The organism is Herbaspirillum sp. VT-16-41, assembly GCF_001994935.1.
Classification (GTDB): Bacteria; Pseudomonadota; Gammaproteobacteria; order Burkholderiales; family Burkholderiaceae_D; genus Herbaspirillum; species Herbaspirillum frisingense.
The window spans coordinates 430749-449847 of the sequence record NZ_MUXB01000131.1 but is presented as its reverse complement, the minus strand read 5'-3'; the positions used below and the strand labels follow the sequence as shown (position 1 = coordinate 449847).

Here is a 19099-nt window from a genome sequence, read left to right as displayed (position 1 = left end):
GTTGATTTGTGCTTCCGGTTCCGGGCTGCTCATTTATTTGAATCTTTTGGAACCGGTTCCAAGATAGCAGTCACGATTGTTCTGGTCAAACCAATTTCACATGAAAAATTTGACAGGCCGACATGAAGTTCGCCGCGCATTTCCTGCCAGCAAACCCGGGCGGCAAAATTGCAACGCCAGGCAGGCCCCTTCTTCGCCCTTGCAAACCCTTGCCCATGCTGCACTGCATTGCCTGCGTCCTGCCAGGGGCTGCATGGCCCACTTGTGCCAGACCGGAAAAGTCTATTGCTTCGCACACAGATGAGATATCATGAATAATAATTATTCTCATTATTATCGGAAAACATGCCCTTGCTTTCACCTGGCGCCCTCGCCGCCCTGCTCGCATTCTCATCTGCTGGTGCTTACGCCCAGACTGTCGCCCCGGTCACGGCACCGAATGACGCCACCACTACCGCAACGTCTCAACTGCCCACGGTGGACGTGGTCGCCGATGGCATGAACGATACCCAGTTCAAGGCCACCCGCACCCAGGTCAACAAATCCGATACCCCACTGTCGCAGACCCCACAGTCGGTCTCCGTGGTCACCCGCGCCATGCTGGACAGCCAGCAAGCCGTATCCCTGGCCGATGCCCTGGAAAACGTGCCCGGCGTGGTGGCGCAGCAATATGGCCGACGCGGCTGGGACGACCTGATCATCCGCGGCCAGGTCGCCTCCGATTCGCTCTACCTCGATGGCTTGCGCACCACCGCCAGCTCGCGCGTGGCCGAGCAGCTGTTCGGGCTGCAGCAGGTGGAAGTGCTCAAGGGGCCGGGCTCCCTGCTCTATGGCCTGGTGCTGCCGGGCGGGCTGGTCAACATGGTCAGCAAGCGCCCGCAGGGAACGGACTTCGCCAACGTCGACGTCACCGCAGGCAGCCACAACTTCTACCAGACCACGGTGGATCTCAACAAATCGCTGTCGGAGAACGGCAAGCAGGCCTTCCGCATCAACGGCCTGATTTCCAATTCGGACGACGCCACCGACCACGTCTGGTTCAAGAACCGCTACATCGCTCCTTCGCTCTCGCTGGACCTGGGTGCGCGCACCGACTTCACCATCCTGACCAGCTACCAGGAACGCAGCTACGTGCGCCAGCAAGGCCTGCCGCTGTCCGGTTCGATCAACCCCAACGTCAACGGCGCCCTGCCGCGCAGCCTCTTCATCGGCGAACCGGGCGCACGCCCCTATGCCGCCAACGAGACCCGCATCGGCTATGCCCTGACGCATCGCTTCGACGACGGCTGGACGCTCAACAACAATGTGCGCTACCAGCAGTTCGAGATGAGCGGACAGGTCATCACCAACAATGCGCTCGCCAGCACCAGCCGCAACCTCACCCGCCAGGCCACCGACCAGACCTTCGAAGGCCAGACCTTCACGATGGACACCAACGTCCAGCGCAGCTTCAACACCGCCCTGGGCAAGCACGAGATCACCCTCGGCACGGACTACCTGAATTCCCGCGAAGACAACCTGTCCTACACCTGCAGCATTGCCGCCCTCAATGTGTATAACCCGGTCTATGGCGCGCGCATGACCTGCCCCACCGCGGCCACCACCAACACCTCCACCACGGTGCGCGACACCGGCCTGTATGCACGCGACAAAATCAGCTTCGGCCAGCGCTGGCAATTGCTGACCGGACTGCGCTACGACAACGCCTCCACCTATTCCACCAACCAGCGCACCGGCACCCACACCGACAACCCGTCCAGCGCCACCACCGGCTCGGCGGCGCTGATGGTCGAGGTACTGCAGGGCGTGCGCCCCTACATCAGCTATGCCACCTCGTTCTATCCCAACAGCGGCACCGATGTCAGCGGCGGCACCTTCAAGCCCGAGACCGGCAAGCAATGGGAAGCAGGCGTGAAGTTCGATCTCGACGAAGGCCGCACCAGCCTCAACGTCGCCGTGTTCGACCTGCGCCGCCGCAACGTGCTGGTAAGCGATCCGCTCAACACCGGCTTCAGCATCGCGGTGGGCGAACAACGTTCGCAAGGCGGCGAGATCAGCATCACCTCCGACCTGCGCAACGGCCTGAGCCTGAATGCCGGTTATTCCTACACCGCCGCCATCGTCACCGACGACGGCGGACAACGCAGCACCACCGTTGGCCAGTGGCTGGACAACGTCCCGCGTCACAACTTCACCGCCAGCGCCCGCTACCGCCTCAAGGGCGAACTCAGTGGTTGGGAATTGAATGGCGGCGTGCATGGCCAGAGCATGATGCGCACCAACGGCTACACCCTCCCCGGCTACGTCCTCACCGATGCCGGCGTGGCCTACAACGCCGAACGCTGGCGCGCCGCGCTGAACGTGAAGAACATCTTCAACACCCACTACTATGCCGGTGGCCTCGCACGGGCGGTGGCACTGGGGGATGATCGGACTGTGATGCTGACGCTGGGGTATCGGTACTAAGACGTCGCCCTGTGTGATTCATTGAAATCGGCCGCTTTTGCGGCCGATTTATTTTGGGGCGCTGCTGGCATGCGAACAGGCGCGTCGAGAATCAAACCTGCACGGGAAGAATCGAGAGAGAAAAATCAGAAAGAAAACAGGCGAACTCCTCGCGAAGTCCGCCTGAAAAGAAGGCCAGAAGGAGCCTATGACGAAACTGAACGACGTTCATTTCAATCTCGGCATTGATGGTAGTCAGCCTCTCCCACCCAACGCAAATCCGCACCACGGATTAGCTCCATAAATAACGTAAATGATTTGCCCGGCACGTCGCCAGCGCTCTCGCGTTTGGTGCATGACCAGCGGAAACTCCTTGACCACAGCGGCTTTGCGCCAGATTGCCGTGCACCGGCCAGGGGCGCCGTGCGCGATTACGGAGCGCTCTACTCATTATTACTAATATTCATTGGGACAATTCCTAAATAGAATTTGACCCTGCTTTGACCGAGGATGACACTCAGCTACCTTCTTTCAACCAAAGTGGTGTGCCATGAATTCGATTACGCTCGATGTTTATCCCGTCCAGAAGAAAGTCGTCACCGCCGCGCCGCCGCATGCGGACTCCCCCGAAATGGATGTCCTCATCGAGGAAGTGACCGCCCGTCGGGATGAATTCGACCAGCTCGGCCACGTGCCGCGCGACATCGTCGCGACGATGAAGAAGGCCGGCATCTTCCGTAGCGGCACGCCGCGCAAGTTCGGCGGTGAAGCGCTGGCGCCGGCGGCCTTCCTGGCCATGGTCGAGCGTATCTCCAAGGCCGATGGCTCGGCCGGCTGGGTCGCCGCCTTCGGGTCGGCCAACACCTATCTGGCCGCCCTGCCGATTGAAACACAACGCAAGATCTACGCCGATGGCCCCGACCAGGTCTATGCCGGCGGCCTCTATCCCCTGCAGGAAGCCAAGGCCGTCCCCGGCGGCTGGGAAATCACCGGACGCTGGCACTTCGCCAGCGGCTGCAAGGGCGCCGACTGGATCGGCGTAGGCATCAAGGACAACACCGGTGCCGATGACGGCACGCAAAAACCGGCGCTCATGGCCGTCATGCCGGCACAGGAAGTGGAGATCATCGACAACTGGAACGTGGTCGGCATGCAAGGCACCGGCAGCCACGACACCCGCCTCAAGGACAAGTTCGTCGCCCATGAGTGGACCTGCGCACGCGGTGCCGCCGGCCTGATCGATGAACCCCTGTATCGCTACCCGGCGCTGGCCTACCAGGCCGAGGTGCATGCCGCCGTCAACATCGGCCTGGCCCGCGCCGCGCTGGACATCGTCACCGACATGGCCGGCGGCGCCAAGATCATGCCCGGCGCACTGCGACTGGCCGACCGCGCCTACTACAAGATCAAGCTGGGCCTGTCCGAAGCCAAGTGGCGCAGCGCCCGCATGTTCTTCTACGACGCCTGCGAACAGGCCTGGGAACAGATCGTGGCCGGCAATCCCATCACCGAAGAGATCGACATGATGCTCAAGCTCTCCGCCACCTATGCCGCCCGGGTCTCGATGGAAGTGGTCAACGACGCCTACCAGGCTGCCGGCATGGCGGCCATCCAGCGCACCCACCGCATGCAACGCATCGTGCGCGATGCGATGGTGGTCACCCAGCACGCCGCGCTGTCGGAACTGAACTACGAAAGCGCTGGCGCGCTTTTTGCAAAGCTGGGGATCAAGCGCTAAGGCGCATTCCCCTCTCAAGTCTTGCCTGCGCATCTGCCGCAGCCGCAAGCATCCGTGACGTTTTTGCCTTTGTTACTGCTGTGCCTGCCAACTCCACTGGCGTTTCACCAACCTTACAAAGAGGACCAAGCTCGTGACCCACTCCACCGTCTCGCCACAACGCCGCAAGCTTCTGCTCGGCGCCGCTTCGATGCTCGCCGCAGGTGCCGCCCCTGCCCTGCCAGCCCTGGCACAGGGAGCCCCCGTCACCATCGGCGTCGGTGCCGATCCCGTGTTCACAGCCTTCTTCGTGGCGGCCAACGAGAAGCTCTTCGCCAAGCACGGCGCCCCCAATGTCACGGTGCAGTCCTACACCGATGGCGGCGAGGCGCTCAATGCGCTGGTGGCCAACCAGGTCAACCTGGGCTGTGCCGGCGAACCTACGCACATCGTGCGCCTGTCGCGCGCCGAGCTGCGTCCACTGGCCGTGACCTACCAGTCCAAGACCTACCTCAAGCTGGTGGCCCGCAAGGAAATCACCTCGGCCGACAAGATCAGGAAGTTCGGCATCGTCGCCGGCTCGGTCTCGGAATACGTCACCGGCCTGACCATCAAGCAACTCAAGCTCGACGCCAGCAAGATCGAGATGGTGCGCTCCGGCCCGCCGGAACTGCCGGCCCTGCTGGCGCGCGGCGACATCGACGCCTACTTCGTCTGGGAACCGTGGCCCACGCTGGGCGTACAACAGGGCGGCCATGTGCTCATGACCTGTGGCGACGTCGGCTACACCAGCACGCTGTGGCTCTCGGCCACCGCCGGCTGGCTGGCCGCCAACAAGGAAGTGGCCGGCAATATCCTCAAGGCCCTGGCCGAAGCGGCCGAGATCACCCGCAAGGACCCGCCACGCGCTGCGCAATCGGTACAGGCCGTCACCCGCATCCCGGTGCCGCAGACACTGAACTCGCTCAAGGACATGGAACCGGTGGTGCGCGACTTCACCGATACCGATCTCAAGACCGCCAACGCCATCGGCGACTTCCTGCTCTCCAAGCAGGCCATCAAGGCGCCGGTGGACATGAGCAAGGTACTGCAGCGTGGCTTCTACAAGGGGTAAGTCATGGCACATGGATCCTCTGTTTCCATCAAACGGGTGGGACTAACCATCGGCAACAATGAGATCATGGCCGGCATCGACCTCGATATCCGCGCCGGTGAATTCGTCTGTCTGCTGGGTCCGTCGGGCTGCGGCAAGTCCACCCTGCTCAATGCGATTGCCGGCTTTCAGGACGTGGCCGGCGAGATCAGTATCGACGGCAAACGCGTCAAGGGACCGGGGCTGGATCGCGGCGTGGTGTTCCAGTCCTCGGAAGCACTGTTTCCCTGGCTGAGCGTGCGCGAGAACGTCGAATACGGCCTCAAGCTGCGCGGCGTGCCGGCGGCGGAACGACGGTCGGCCGCCGAGCGCTATGTCTCGCTGGTGGGCCTGAAGCATGCCATCGACAAGTTCCCCGCCGAACTGTCGGGCGGCATGCGCCAGCGCGCCCAGATCGCCCGGGTACTGGTCAACGAGCCTTCGGTGGTGCTGATGGATGAACCCTTCGGCGCCCTCGATGCGCAGACCCGCGAGGTGCTGCAAAGCGAACTGGACCGCATCTGGAAGAGTACCGGTTGCACCATCGTCTTCGTCACCCACGACATCTGGGAAGCCATCCTCCTGGCCGACCGTGTGGTGACCATGACCGCCGGTCCCCGCGCCCATATCAAGACCATCGAAACCATCGACCTGCCGCATCCGCGCGATCCGGCCGACCCGGCCTGCATGGCGCTATACGCCCGCATCCGCGACGACATCGGCGCCGAAGTCACGCGTGTATTGCGCGCCCAGGGATTGATCGAAGAGGAATTAGTGAAATGACGCAGCTCTCGCAGACAGCCACCCCGACGGCACAAGAGTCGGCCATGCCATCCAACCTGGGGCGTCGTATGAAAGCAGCCCGTCCTTTCCTGATTTCGGTGATCGCCATCGTCGGTGGCCTGGTCCTGTGGCAACTGGTCTCGATGACCACCTCGCCACTGTTCCTGCCCTCGGTCTCGATGACCTGGGCCGCCGCGCTGGAACTGATCAGTGACGGTACCCTGCAACAGTCGGTGCTGGCTTCGTCCGGCCGCATCCTGGCCGGCTGGGGTGCGGGCGTGGTGATCGGGGTACCGCTGGGTATCTTCATGGGCCGCTTCGAAACGGTACGCCAGTTGCTCGATCCCTATATCGAGTTCTTCCGTTTCATCCCGCCGATCGCCTTCGTCACCCTGGCCGTGATCTGGCTTGGCCCGGGCGAGTTGTCGAAAATCGCGCTGATCTTCTATACCACCGTCTTCATCGTCACCCTGAACACCATTGCCGGGGTCCAGGCAGTGAACCCGCTGCGCCTGCGCGCCGCGGCCTCGCTGGGTGCCGGACAGTGGAAGATCCTGACCACCGTGATCCTGCCCTCGACCGTACCTTTCATGGTCACCGGCGCCCGCATCGCCATGGGCAATTCCTTCCTGACCGTGGTCTCGGCGGAAATCGTCTCGGCCCGCGAAGGCCTGGGCGCGCTGATCTGGACGGCACGCAACTTCAGCCGTACCGAATGGGTGTTCGTGGGCATCATCGCCCTGGGCCTGCTGGGCTACCTGTTCGACCGCGTCCTGCGCGTGGCCACCCGCAAGCTGCTGGCACGCTACCTGTAAGGCGCAAGCCGCCTGCCAGTTCCGCCGACGATGCAGCGCTGCGCTCATCGTCGGCAACCACCGTACGTGTATGCGTGTACGGTGGCTTTTCAATAACAACCAGAGACCTCCCACCATGACCGATATCAGCCAGGAAATCCTGCAACTCAAACGCCGTCTCGACGTGCTCGAAGCCGAAGCCGACATCCGTCGCATCCAGGCACGCTACATGTTCCTGTGCGACACCCCCTGCCCCGAACCGGTGGCCGACGACGCCGAGCGCATCGAGAAGATCCTCGAACTCTACGCCGAGGATGCCATCTGGGAAGGCGTAGGCGCCTACTACGAAGGCCAGTTCGGCCAGGCCGTCGGCAAGGACGCCATCCGCAAGCACTTCCAGGCCTTCTGGGGCCAGAAGAAAGACCCTGAACTGCTCTTGAACGTGCACTACCTCACCTCGGAACAGATCCACGTCAACGCCGAATGCACCCATGCCGATGGCCAGTGGGTTCATTGCCAGCCCTGGATTTTCGGCGATGGTTCCTCGCTGCTGCGCTCCAGCCGGCTCAACAACCTGTTCAAGAAGGTCGATGGCGTCTGGAAGATCGCCCGCACCCGTACCGAGAATGTGTTCGTGGCGCCGCTGACCACCGGCTGGGCCAACAACGTGCCAAGCTATTCGGTGCTAATGAAGGAATAATTTTTTATATCGTTTAGTTCATTTCCCGAAAGACGCGCCTGATGCAGTCCACCACCTCTCCCATTCGCCGCCAGTTCATCGACACCAGCGCCGGCCCGCTTCACGTTGCCAGCGCGGGGGCCGGTTTTCCGGTGCTGTTGCTGCACCAGACTCCGCGTTCCTGGGATGAATTCAGGGAGGTGCTGCAGCTGCTGGGGCAGGGCTTTCATGCCATCGCCATCGATACCATCGGCTTCGGCGACTCCTGCAAGCTGCCGCTGGAACAGCACAGCATTGAACGCTGGGCACAACTGGCGCTGGAAGTGATGGATGGACTGGGATTGCAGAAGGCCGCCGTCGTGGGCCACCACACCGGCGCCGTCACCGCCATGGAAATGGCGGTCGCGGCGCCGCAGCGGGTGAAGGCGCTGGTGCTGTCCTCCTGCCCTTTCAACGATGCAGCGCGCCGCACCGCGCATGCGGGCAAGCGCACCATCGACGACGTGGAAGTCCGCGCCGACGGCAGCCACCTGCAGGAACTGTGGCAGCGCCGACAGCCCTTCTATCCCGAGGGCGATACCGAGCTGCTCACGCGTTTCATCGGCGACGCCATCAAGGCGGGTGCCATGGCCTCGCACGGCCACATCGTGGTACGCAACTACCATATGGAAGAACGCATCGGCCAGGTACGCGCCCCCACGCTGGTGCTGCGCGCCGGTCGCGATCCGCATGCCGCGCCCTATGCGGACCACATCGCCGCTGCCATCCATGGCAGCCGCCTGCAGACGCTGGAAGAAGGCATGGTCCCCATGCCTGACCAGATTCCCGCCCGCTTTGCGCAGGCGGTGATGGAATTCCTGCAGCAGCATTGCTGAGCAGCCTTGCCGCTCAATTGGCGGATCAATCAACGGCTTAATCCCGTGTAAACCCGTAGGTCAGTCGATCTCCAGCACCAGCCGCCCGCGCGTCACCGCGCCCTCTTCCAGCATCTGGTGCGCCCGGGCGATCTCCGCCATGGGCAGCACCGCACTGATGGCCGGACGCCATACGCCGTGCGCCGCCAGGTCCACCACCTGCTGCAGGACCTGCTGGTCTTCCTCGATCAGGGAGCGGGTGACCGTCACGCCGAACTCGCTGCCCCTGTCGCGGATGGGTGCCGCCACCAGCCACACCAGATGACCGCCACGCCGCAGCAGCGGGTAGGACCGATCATGGGTGGCGCCGCCGACCAGGTCGATCACCACATCCTGTTCATGCACGGCAGAAAAGTCGTCACGGTCATAGGCGATCACCTGCCTGGCACCCAGGCCCGCCACGTAATCGACATTGCTGCTGCGACAGGTCGCAGTCACATCGGCGCCCAGATGCGCCGCCAACTGCACCATCAAGCTACCCACCGCGCCGGAACCGGCGTGGATCAGCACCCGCATGCCGGGCTGGATGCGTGCCGTGCGCAGCAGCGGAATCCAGGCACTCGCCCCCGGCTGCAGCAAGGCCGCACCTTCCTGCATCGACAGGCTGGCCGGCTTGCGCACCACCTGCTGCTGCGGCAGCACGGCACACTCCAGGGTGGTGCCACGCCCCAGCATGCCGGGCATGACGCAGACCTCGTCACCCACCTGCAAGCCCTGCACATCGGCACCGATGGCCGTGATCACCCCGGCCCCATCCCGACCGGGAACCTTGGGCAGGCTCAGCGGCAGCAGATGCTGCAGCAGACCGGCACGCAGCTTGGTATCGACCGGCGCCACGCCGGCCGCATGCATGGCCACCTGCACCTGGTCAGGCGCCAGGGGAGGTTCAACGAGATCGCTCGGTTCGAGCACGGACGGCGGTCCGTAACGGTGATAGGCAATGGCGCGCACGGGCTGGCAGGAGCAGAAAAATGAACAGCCTGCAGTGTCGTTGCAGGCAGGCTGCATGGTCAAATCCGCGCCGCTGATGGCATGTATTTGCGGCAGTCATCCGCAGCCATGGGCAGGGCTCAGCGAAGGATCACGGCGCGATCTCTTCGCGCCCGAACATTTCGATCAACAGGCTGCGCAGCCACTGGATACCCGAGTCGGCCGAGAAACGGGTGTGGGTATAGAGACTCACCGGAATGCGCGGCATCTCCAGCGGCAGGTCCAGCAGCACGAAGGCGCCGTCCAGATTGTGGCGCTCGGCGATGCTGCGTGGCAGGAACAGTGCCAGGTCGGTATGGCGCACGATCTCCGGTGCCACCGTGAAATGCGGCATGCGCAGCGCGAAGTCGCGCTTCACACCGGCATTGCGCAACACATCCTCGGCCAGCTGGTGGCCGGTGGTATTGGTGTTGGTGTAGACGTAGCGCAGCTGCAGCAGGTTTTCCATGGTCAGGGCCTGCCCCACCATCGGATGCTCCTTGCGCAGCATGCAGATGTAGTCGTCATTGAGCACCAGCTGGCTCTGGCAATCCTCCGGCAAGCCCGGCAGGTAGCCGAAGGCCAAGTCGATATCGCCATTGCGCATGGCCGCCCCCAGGTTTTCCATGGCCATCTGCTGCACCTCGATGGAGACATGCGGTGCCGCATGGGCCAGCTCTTCCATCAGCAGCGGCAGCACGTGGCTACAGGACATGTCCGACATCACCAGATGGAAGCTGCGCGTGGCCGTGGCCGGATCAAAACTGGAATGGGTGTGCAGGGCCTCGTGGATGATGCCCAGGGCACGGGCAATCGGTTCGTGCAGGCGGATGGCCGTCTCGGTGGGTACCATGGAGGTGGTACTGCGCACGAACAAGGGATCGTCGAACATCTCTCGCAGGCGGCGCAGCGCATGGCTCACCGCCGGTTGCGTCAGGTGCAGGCGCTCGGCGGCGGCGGTGAGGCTGCGCAACTCCCAGATGACGATGAAGGTCTTGAGCAGGTTCAGGTCCACCGCCCCGATATTCATTTGCTTCATGCGCGACATTCCAGACAATCATTTGACCCTTGATTTGCTCAGGGTCTATTGTTCATCCCAGGACGCAGGCTTTGCCAAGCGATGCGTTCTCCCTCTCACCTGCTGATCGACATCCACCCGACCCTTGCCGCAGATTGCGCAAAGGATAACGAAGCCTTGTGCCGGATGTCATCTCTTTTTTGGATGGACATACCATGAAGAAAGACTTTCGCGATGCCATGGCGCGCCTGTCGGCGGCCGTCAACATCATCACCACCGACGGCCCCGCCGGACGCGCGGCGATGACCGTGAGCGCGGTCAGCTCGGTCTCGGACGATCCGGCTACCGTGCTGGTGTGCATCAACGTCAAGAGTGCCGCGCACGCGACCCTGGTCGGCAACGGTCGCCTGTGCATCAACATCCTGGCCGCGCACCAGGAAGAACTGGCGCGCATGATTGCCGGCATGACCGGCGTGGCGCCCGAAGAACGGATGAGCCAGGTGCAATGGATCACCGGCGACCACGGCCAGCCGGTCCTGCCCGATGCCCTGGCGGTGCTGGAGGGGGATATCGTGTTGCAGCAGCAGGCCGGTACCCACAGCGTGCTGTTCGTGGAGGTGCGACACATCCGCCTGGCCTCGACCGCAGAAGATGGCCTGGCCTATTTCGGGCGCAGGTTCCACCGGATTGCAGCGGAGGTGGCGGAAGCGGCGCTGGCGGCGTGAACGACGGTCAACACCGTCTGCACTATTTTCCTGAGGCAGGCTGCATCTGCAAGCCCTCCGCCTCCGGCCAGAGTCCGGGGAAAAGATAGCGGAAGCTTGCCAGTGGAAAGCCCGGTTGCAACACGCCCAGCCGCCCCTCGGACACTAGCAGGCGCTGTTCCAACAAGCGGCTGACGAGCCGGGAAGCAGTGCGATCCGAGGTATCGAGTGCTGCCTTGAATTCGCCTCGTTCCATCTGCCCCAGACGAAACAAGCGATACAGCGCCCGACCCAGCAGTTCCGGTCGCAATGCACTACGGTGATGCAGCACCGGCTCGCGCCCGAAGTCATGTACGAACAGCAGGGCCAGGCTGATATAACGCGTTTCCATTTCCGGCAAGCTGAGCAACTGCCCCATGAAGCGTACCTGGTCAAGGCAGGTATCAAGCCAGAAACGGATGAAATCGGCCAGCCCCTTGGAACTCAATTCGCCTCGTCCATCGGTCGCATTGCGGCGTGGCAGGTCCGCCTGATGCAAGGCCCCATAGTAAGCCTGTTGGTTGCGCGCCAGTCCTCGCATGGGCGACCACAGACCTTCGCTCAAACCAAGCTGACTCAACAGGACGTGGTTTTGCAGACGGCTGATGCGACCGTTCCCATCCTCGAACGGGTGAATCCACGACAGTCGATGCAGGGAAGCGCCCGCCACGATGATCTTGCTGACCTCCCGGTATTGCACCTTGCCGTAACGATCATGAAAGTGTGCCAGCAGGTCGGACAGCAGCTTGGAGTCCGGCGCAATGTGGTCTCCCACCTTCACGGCATGCCTGCGCAGCGACCCTGGCTGCAAATGAGCGCGCCGTCGCCCCTTCTGGTCGAGGATGGCCAGATTGTCCTGGCCCAGCCGGGTATAGAGTGCGGCATGCATGGCACAAATCCACTCGGTGCTGAACATGTGCTCCCACATCACCGTGCGTGCACGGATCTCAAATTCCTTCTCGACCTCCATATGGGCCAACGCAAGGATCTGGCGCGTGTGAATCTCGGCATCGGCTGAGAAATGCCGGTGCAATGCGTCTTCGAGATCGGCTGGGTAGGTATGCTGCCCCTCGATCTTATTGGAATAGTAGGAGTTCATCGCGCGCAGAATAGCGGCCAGTGCCTGGCGCGACTGCAGACCCACGTGCGAAAGCAGCACCGTCGCCTCCGTGCGCAAATCGGAGGCCAGTTCCAGTAGCGGCACCAGTTCCGCATCCATGGGAAGCAGCGGCTCGATCTTTCCAATGTCAGCCATTTGGCGAATAAATATATGATTGAATTTGAATATATTAACAATAAAATCAATAACTTATATAGAATATCTTCGTTTATTGGCGGATTAATGGCTAGCTATTGGCGTATTGATAGGTGATGCAGTAGAAAAAAAACCGCCCAGCAAGCTGAGCGGTTTTCGTGTCAAAGAATGAGAGCAGGCGATTACACCGCCAACTGCTGCAGATGCCGATTCACCGCCTCCAGCACGATGGCATCCACGCCCTCCCCCTGCGTCTTGTCGATATGTTCCAGGAAAGCCTTGCGCATGCGCGGCTCCCAGAAACGCTTGATGTGGCTGGCGAGGTCGGCCATGGCCTGGTCGCGGTCCGGCATGGTGGAAAAGAAACTGCCAATCTGGTTGGCCATCTTGACCAGGTGTTCGGTATTCATGAGTCTCCTCCTGCAATATTGTTCAATCGGTTCACGCGGGCATGCGGCCCGGCGCGGATGGTTCAACGCAGACGATGCGGGCGCGCATACACCACGTGGCCCTGCTTGCGCACAAAGCCCAGCAGCGTGACATCGGTTTCCTCGGCCAGGCGGATGGCCAGGGCGGTCGGGGCCGAGACGGCGGCGATGAAGCCGATGCCGACCGTGGCCGCCTTCTGCACCATCTCGTAGCTGGCGCGGCTGGTGATGATGGCCGCACCTTGCGAGAAATTGGTCTTCTCTTCGGCCAATGCGCCGATCAGCTTGTCCAGCGCATTGTGGCGGCCGACATCCTCCCGCACCAGCACGATACGACCCGCTGCATCCATCCACGCCGCCGCATGGGTGGCGCCGGTGGCTTGCTGCAGCTGCTGGCCGGCCTGCATCTGCTCGAAGGCGGCATGCACCTGCGCCACCGTAAAGCCGGCGCCACCCTGTACTGCCTGCGGATGGCGCACCGCCTGCTCCAGCGTCTCGGCGCCGCACAGACCGCAACCGGTACGGCCAGTCAGGTTGCGTCGCTTTTCCTTCAACGCCACGAAGCGCTCCGTGGCGATGCGCATCTGTACCTGCACGCCTTCACAACCGGGGACGATGTCGCATTCGTACAATTCGCCCGGGCTGGCAAGGATGCCTTCGGTGAGCGAAAAACCCAATGCGAAATCTTCCAGGTCAGCGGGCGTGGCCATCATCACCGCGTGCGAAATGCCGTTGTACTCCAGCGCGATGGGGACCTCTTCGGCCACCACGTCCTCCACCGTCTCGCGCTGCCCATCCCGCCAGCGATCCACCTGGACGCGGGCAAAGGTGGCGTACTCGCCGGTGGTTTCATCGATACTGGGGCTGCTAGGGTTGCTGCTGTTGCGTGTGTTCATGCTGTCCTGCGCGGTTTGGATTAGGGCCTGTTCACACTCAATCTTTGAGTGCGAGAGGTCGTCAAGCGTTGACTGCCTAGGCGCAGCGACGCGCCGTAGTGGTGCTACGGCAAGGAGCTGCAACAACGGCAGGCGACGCTTGCCGGCCTCTCCCGGAGGGTTGCGCCCAGAAGGCGCGCTGGCGGCGTTGCACGGCATGGCTGGTGGCACCACCACCAGCCATGCCGCACGCCTTGCCACTACGACTTCTGGGCGCAACGCATCTCGCAGATTGAGTGTGAACAGGCCCTAGGCTCGTCTGCACATCTGAAACCATCATGGCAGCGCGAGCCCGCCATCGCTGCGCTGCCTACTTGGTCACCAGTGGTTCGGCCTGCGGGGCAGCCTGCCTGTCTCCCTTGAGCAAATCCAGCTGCTCGCGGTTGAAGCGCTCGTAGTGCTGCTGCCACTCCGAAGGCTGCGATACCGGCAAGACCTGCACCGCCGTCACCTTGTACTCGGGGCAGTTGGTGGCCCAGTCGGAGTTGTCGGTGGTGATCACGTTGGCGCCGGACTCCGGGAAGTGGAAGGTGGTATAGACCACACCCGGCTGCACGTTCTCGGTCACCGTGGCGCGCAACACCGTCTGGCCGGCCCGCGACTCCACGCCGACCCAGTCGCCCTCGCGGATGCCGCGATCCTCGGCATCGTGCGGATGGATTTCCAGCCGGTCTTCGCTATGCCATTGCGAGTTCTCGGTGCGGCGCGTCTGCGCGCCGACGTTGTACTGCGACAGGATACGGCCGGTGGTCAGGATCAGCGGATAACGCTGCGTCACCTTCTCGTCGGTGGCGAAGTATTGCGTGTTGATGAACTTGCCCTTGCCACGGATGAAGCTGCCGACGTGCATGATGGGCGTGCCTTCCGGTGCCGCTTCGTTGCAGGGCCACTGGATACTGCCCAGCTTTTCCAGCTTGTCGTAGCTCACGCCATGGAAGCTGGGGGTCAGGGCGGCGATCTCGTCCATGATTTCAGAGGGGTGATTGTACGGCATCGGGTAACCCAGCGCTTCGGCCAGGGCCACCGTGACTTCCCAGTCGGACTTGCCGGCCTTGGCCGGCATCACCTTGCGCACGCGCGAGATGCGGCGTTCGGCGTTGGTGAAGGTGCCATCCTTTTCCAGGAAGGACGAACCAGGCAGGAACACGTGCGCGTACTTGGCCGTTTCGTTCAGGAACAGGTCCTGCACCACGATGCATTCCATCGCCTGCAGGGCCGCGGCGACGTGCTGGGTGTTGGGGTCGGACTGGACGATGTCCTCGCCTTCGCAGTACAGGCCCTTGAAGCTGCCATCCAGCGCCGCATCGAACATGTTGGGAATGCGCAGGCCCGGCTCCGGGTTCAGCGTCACGCCCCAGGCCTGTTCGAACTGGCTGCGCACGGTGGAGTCCGAGATATGCCGATAGCCCGGCAGCTCATGCGGGAAGGAGCCCATGTCGCAGGAACCCTGGACATTGTTCTGGCCGCGCAGCGGGTTCACGCCCACGCCTTCGCGGCCGACGTTGCCGGTACACATGGCCAGGTTGGCGATGCCCATCACCGTGGTCGAACCCTGTGCATGCTCGGTCACGCCCAGGCCGTAGTAGATCGCCGCATTGCCGCCGGTGGCGTACAGCCGGGCCGCGCCACGCAGGGTCTCGGCCGGCACGCCGGTGATGGCGGCCATGGCTTCGGGGGAATTGTCCTCGCGCAGCACGAACTCCTTCCAGTCCTGGTACGACTGCAGGTCGCAGCGTTCCTGGATGTAGCTCTCGTCCTGCAGCCCCTCGGACAGGATCACGTGGGCCAGCGCGGTGATGATGGCGGTGTTGGTGCCGGGCCGCAGCTTCAAGTGATAGTCGGCCTGCACGTGCGGCGACTTGACCATCTCGGTGGTACGCGGGTCGATCACGATCAGCTTGGCGCCCTGGCGCACGCGACGCTTGATCTGCGAGGCAAACACCGGGTGGCCGGAGGCCGGGTTGGCGCCCATGATGAGGATGACATCGGACTTCATCACCGATTCGAAGGTCTGGGTACCGGCCGATTCTCCCAGGGTCTGCTTCAAGCCATAGCCGGTGGGCGAGTGGCACACGCGAGCGCAGGTGTCGACGTTGTTGTTGCCGAAGGCGGCGCGTACCAGCTTCTGGACCAGGTAGGTTTCTTCGTTGGTGCAGCGCGAGGAAGTGATGCCGCCGATGGAATCCTTGCCATGCTTGGCCTGGATGCGGCGGAATTCGCTGGCCGCATAGGACAGCGCCTCTTCCCACGAGACTTCGCGCCAGGGATCGTTGATGCTCTTGCGGATCATGGGGTTGAGGATGCGGTCCTTGTGGGTCGCATAGCCCCAGGCGAAGCGGCCCTTGACGCAGGAGTGGCCCTGGTTGGCCTTACCGTCCTTGTACGGCACCATGCGCACCACTTCGTTGCCCTTCATCTCGGCCTTGAAGGAGCAACCCACGCCGCAATAGGCGCAGGTGGTGACGGCGCTGTGCTCGGCCTGGCCCAGCATGATGACGGTCTTCTCGGTCAGGGTCGCGGTCGGGCAGGCTTCCACGCAGGCGCCGCAGGAGACGCATTCGGATTCCATGAAGCTTTCCATCTGCCCGGCCGAGACGCGCGATTCGAAGCCGCGACCGTTGATGGTCAGGGCAAAGGTACCCTGGGTTTCCTCGCAGGCCCGCACGCAGCGGTTGCAGACGATGCACTTGGAGGCGTCATAGGTGAAGTAGGGATTGGATTCATCCTTCTTCAGCTTGAGGTGGTTCTCACCCTCGTAGCCGTAGCGCACTTCGCGCAGGCCGACCACGCCGGCCATGTCCTGCAGTTCGCAGTTGCCATTGGTGGGACAGGTCAGGCAATCCAGCGGGTGGTCGGAGATATAGAGCTCCATCACGCCACGGCGGATCTCGGCCAGCTTGGGGGTCTGGGTCTGCACCTTCATGCCCGGTTCGCAGGGCGTGGTGCAGGAGGCCGGGTAACCCTTCATCTTGCGGCCATCCTTTTCGATTTCCACCAGGCACAGGCGGCAGGAACCGAAGGGTTCCAGGCTGTCGGTAGCGCACAGCTTGGGTACGTTGATGCCGGCCTCCACCGAAGCGCGCATCACCGAGGTGCCGGCCGGGACCGTCACGGCCACGCCGTCGATCTCCAGCGTGACCATGTTTTCCGAGACACGCGCCGGCGTGCCGTAATCCGTTTCATTGAGCTGGTTCATGTTGCAACTCCTCTGCATTCGGTGATGGGATCAGGCTGCCTGTTCGCTGGGCGCGCCGAAGTCTTCCGGGAAATGGTTCAGCGCCGACAGCACCGGGAACGGCGTCATGCCGCCCATGGCGCACAGCGAGCCATTGACCATGGTGTCGCACAGGCTCTTCAACAGATGGATCTGTTGGGGCCGCTCATCGTTGGCGATGATCTTGTCGATCACCTCCACGCCCCGGGTCGAGCCGATGCGGCAAGGCGTGCACTTGCCGCAGGACTCCACGGCACAGAACTGCATGGCGTAACGCGCCTGGCGGGCCATGTCCACCGTATCGTCGAAGGCCACCAGGCCGCCGTGACCGATCATGGCGCCGATGGCGGCGAAGGCTTCATAGTCGAGCGGAGTATCGAACTGCGACTGCGGCATGTAGGCGCCCAGCGGGCCGCCCATCTGCACTGCGCGGATAGCCCGACCGCTGGCGCTGCCGCCCCCGAAGTCTTCCAGCAACTGGCGCAGGGTGAGACCGAAGGCCTTTTCCACCAGTCCGCCCTGGCGGATGTTGCCGGCCAGCTGGAATGGCAAAGTGCCATGCGAACGACCCACGCCAAAGTTCTTGTAGAAGTCCGCGCCCCGCGCCAGGATCACCGGCACCGAGGCCAGCGAAATCAGGTTGTTGATCACCGTCGGCTTGCCGAACAAGCCTTCGATGGCCGGCAGCGGCGGCTTGGCGCGCACCACGCCTCGCTTGCCTTCCAGGCTTTCCAGCATGGCGGTCTCTTCGCCGCAGATGTAGGCGCCCGCTCCCTTGCGCACTTCCAGGTGGAAGGACTTGCCCGAGCCCAGGATGTTCTCGCCCAGATAACCACGCGCCGTGGCGATGGCAATGGCCTCGTTCAGCGTGGCAATCGAATGCGGATATTCGGAGCGCACATAGACATAGCCCTCGGCCGCGCCCACGGCCAGGGCGGCGATGGTCATGCCCTCGATCAGGGTGAAGGGGTCGTCTTCCATGATCATGCGATCCGAGAAGGTGCCGGAATCGCCCTCGTCGGCATTGCAGACCACATACTTCTGCGCGGCAGTTGCGCGCAGCACGGTCTGCCACTTGATGCCGGTGGGGAAAGCCGCACCACCGCGGCCGCGCAGGCCGGAAGCGATCATTTCCTCGACGATGGCTTCGGGGGTCTTGGCCAAGGCATTCTTCAGGCCGACATAACCTTCATGGGCCAGGTAGTCGTCCAGCGAGAGCGGATCGATGATGCCGACGCGGGCGAAGGTCAGGCGCTCCTGGTTCTTCAGGAAGGGGATGTCCTCGGTCAGGCCCAGATGCAGCGCATGATTCCCGCCGGACAGCAGGCCGGCATCGAACAGGCCCGCCACATCCTCCGGCGCGACCGGTCCATAGGCCACGCGGCCGGCGTCGGTAGCCACTTCCACCAGCGGCTCCAGCCAGAACATGCCGCGCGAGCCATTGCGCACCAGTCTGATGGACTGGCCGCGCCTGTCGGCCTCGGCGGCGATGGCAGCGGCCACCTCATTGGCGCCCAGGGCCAGTGCGGTGGAGTCGCGGGGAACGTAGATGGTGACGATATCGTTGGCGCTCATCATGCCTCCCGCTTGGCCTGGATCAGGCGCTTGAACTTGTCGGCATCGACGCGGGCGTGCAGCTCGTCATTGATGGTCAGGTTGGGGCCGATGGCGCACTGGCCCAGGCAATACACCGGTTCCAGGGTGAACTTGCCGTCGGCGCTGGTCTCATGGAAGCCGCAGCCCAGCACGTTCTGCGCATGTTCGGCCAGGGCCTCGCTGCCGCGTGCCTGGCAGGCCTCGGCACGGCAGACCTGCACCACGTGCTGGCCGGCCGGCTCCTGGCGGAAGAAGTGATAGAACGAGATCACCCCGTGTACTTCGGCGCGCGAGACATTGAGCTCGCCGGCGATCATGGGCACCGCATCGGCAGGGATGTACCCCACCTTTTCCTGGATGCCGTGCAGGATGGGGAGCATGGCACCGGCCATGTCCTTGCGATCGGCGATGATGCTGCGCACCGCCGCCACGTCGAAAACTTGTTGCCGCTTCATTGTTGCCTCCTGTGTTGCCTTG

General features: G+C 63.0%; 16 protein-coding genes. 8 read left to right on the top strand and 8 right to left on the bottom strand.

The annotated features are described in order from the left end of the window. The first annotated feature begins 345 nt into the window (after positions 1-345). From BTM36_RS21745 to BTM36_RS21715, 7 genes are all read left to right on the top strand, one after another. Complete coding sequence (locus tag BTM36_RS21745; protein WP_077237890.1) at positions 346-2466, top strand: TonB-dependent siderophore receptor; 2121 nt, start codon at positions 346-348, stop codon at positions 2464-2466. A gap of 529 nt (positions 2467-2995) precedes the next feature. After that, positions 2996-4183, top strand: a complete 1188-nt coding sequence (locus BTM36_RS21740) for an acyl-CoA dehydrogenase family protein (RefSeq protein ID WP_077237889.1) — start codon at positions 2996-2998, stop codon at positions 4181-4183. Between the two features lie 133 nt (positions 4184-4316). Then, positions 4317-5276, top strand: a complete 960-nt coding sequence (locus BTM36_RS21735; RefSeq protein WP_006462389.1) for an ABC transporter substrate-binding protein — start codon at positions 4317-4319, stop codon at positions 5274-5276. A gap of 3 nt (positions 5277-5279) precedes the next feature. Continuing rightward, on the top strand, positions 5280-6077 hold the full coding sequence (locus BTM36_RS21730) for an ABC transporter ATP-binding protein (protein WP_077237888.1): 798 nt from the start codon (positions 5280-5282) through the stop codon (positions 6075-6077). Next, positions 6074-6892 carry an ABC transporter permease gene (locus BTM36_RS21725; protein WP_006462387.1) on the top strand — a complete coding sequence of 273 codons (819 nt, stop codon included), beginning with the start codon at positions 6074-6076 and terminating at the stop codon, positions 6890-6892. The genes BTM36_RS21730 and BTM36_RS21725 overlap by 4 nt, the downstream gene beginning before the upstream one ends. Positions 6893-7007: 115 nt before the next feature. Further along, the gene (locus BTM36_RS21720) at positions 7008-7571 is read left to right on the top strand and encodes a nuclear transport factor 2 family protein (RefSeq protein WP_006462386.1); all 564 of its coding nucleotides are present in this window, start codon (positions 7008-7010) and stop codon (positions 7569-7571) included. Positions 7572-7612: 41 nt separating this feature from the next. After that, positions 7613-8425, top strand: a complete 813-nt coding sequence (locus BTM36_RS21715; RefSeq protein WP_077237887.1) for an alpha/beta fold hydrolase — start codon at positions 7613-7615, stop codon at positions 8423-8425. A gap of 60 nt (positions 8426-8485) precedes the next feature. On the opposite strand, the gene BTM36_RS21710 is transcribed toward BTM36_RS21715, so the two are convergent. Further along, positions 8486-9415 carry an NADP-dependent oxidoreductase gene (locus BTM36_RS21710; protein WP_077237974.1) on the bottom strand — a complete coding sequence of 310 codons (930 nt, stop codon included), beginning with the start codon at positions 9413-9415 and terminating at the stop codon, positions 8486-8488. A gap of 130 nt (positions 9416-9545) precedes the next feature. Then, a complete protein-coding gene (locus BTM36_RS21705; RefSeq protein ID WP_039874714.1) occupies positions 9546-10472 on the bottom strand; it encodes a LysR family transcriptional regulator in 927 nt (308 codons plus the stop codon). A 194-nt stretch (positions 10473-10666) separates the two neighbouring features. On the opposite strand from BTM36_RS21705, the gene BTM36_RS21700 reads away from it, so the two are divergent. Continuing rightward, entirely contained in the window at positions 10667-11176 is a 510-nt protein-coding gene (locus BTM36_RS21700) for a flavin reductase (protein WP_077237886.1), read from the top strand. Positions 11177-11198: 22 nt separating this feature from the next. Here the strand turns inward: BTM36_RS21700 and BTM36_RS21695 are convergent, their stop codons facing one another. The 6 genes from BTM36_RS21695 to BTM36_RS21670 all read right to left on the bottom strand — a co-directional run bounded on the left by BTM36_RS21695 (position 11199) and on the right by BTM36_RS21670 (position 19077). Continuing rightward, positions 11199-12413 carry a Fic family protein gene (locus BTM36_RS21695; RefSeq protein ID WP_168189818.1) on the bottom strand — a complete coding sequence of 405 codons (1215 nt, stop codon included), beginning with the start codon at positions 12411-12413 and terminating at the stop codon, positions 11199-11201. Between the two features lie 218 nt (positions 12414-12631). Beyond that, the gene (locus tag BTM36_RS21690; RefSeq protein WP_077237884.1) at positions 12632-12859 is read right to left on the bottom strand and encodes a formate dehydrogenase subunit delta; all 228 of its coding nucleotides are present in this window, start codon (positions 12857-12859) and stop codon (positions 12632-12634) included. 62 nt (positions 12860-12921) lie between these two features. After that, positions 12922-13773 carry a formate dehydrogenase accessory sulfurtransferase FdhD gene (gene fdhD / locus BTM36_RS21685; protein ID WP_077237883.1) on the bottom strand — a complete coding sequence of 284 codons (852 nt, stop codon included), beginning with the start codon at positions 13771-13773 and terminating at the stop codon, positions 12922-12924. A 349-nt stretch (positions 13774-14122) separates the two neighbouring features. After that, positions 14123-17008 (bottom strand): formate dehydrogenase subunit alpha, encoded by a 2886-nt coding sequence (fdhF, locus tag BTM36_RS21680; protein ID WP_077237882.1) that lies wholly within the window; start codon positions 17006-17008, stop codon positions 14123-14125. 30 nt (positions 17009-17038) lie between these two features. After that, positions 17039-18601, bottom strand: coding sequence for an NADH-quinone oxidoreductase subunit NuoF (locus tag BTM36_RS21675; RefSeq protein WP_077237881.1), 1563 nt, complete (start codon positions 18599-18601; stop codon positions 17039-17041). Further along, positions 18601-19077: a formate dehydrogenase subunit gamma gene (locus BTM36_RS21670; protein ID WP_077237880.1), complete on the bottom strand. Its 477-nt coding sequence runs from the start codon at positions 19075-19077 to the stop codon at positions 18601-18603. The genes BTM36_RS21675 and BTM36_RS21670 overlap by 1 nt, the downstream gene beginning before the upstream one ends. Positions 19078-19099 lie beyond the last annotated feature (22 nt).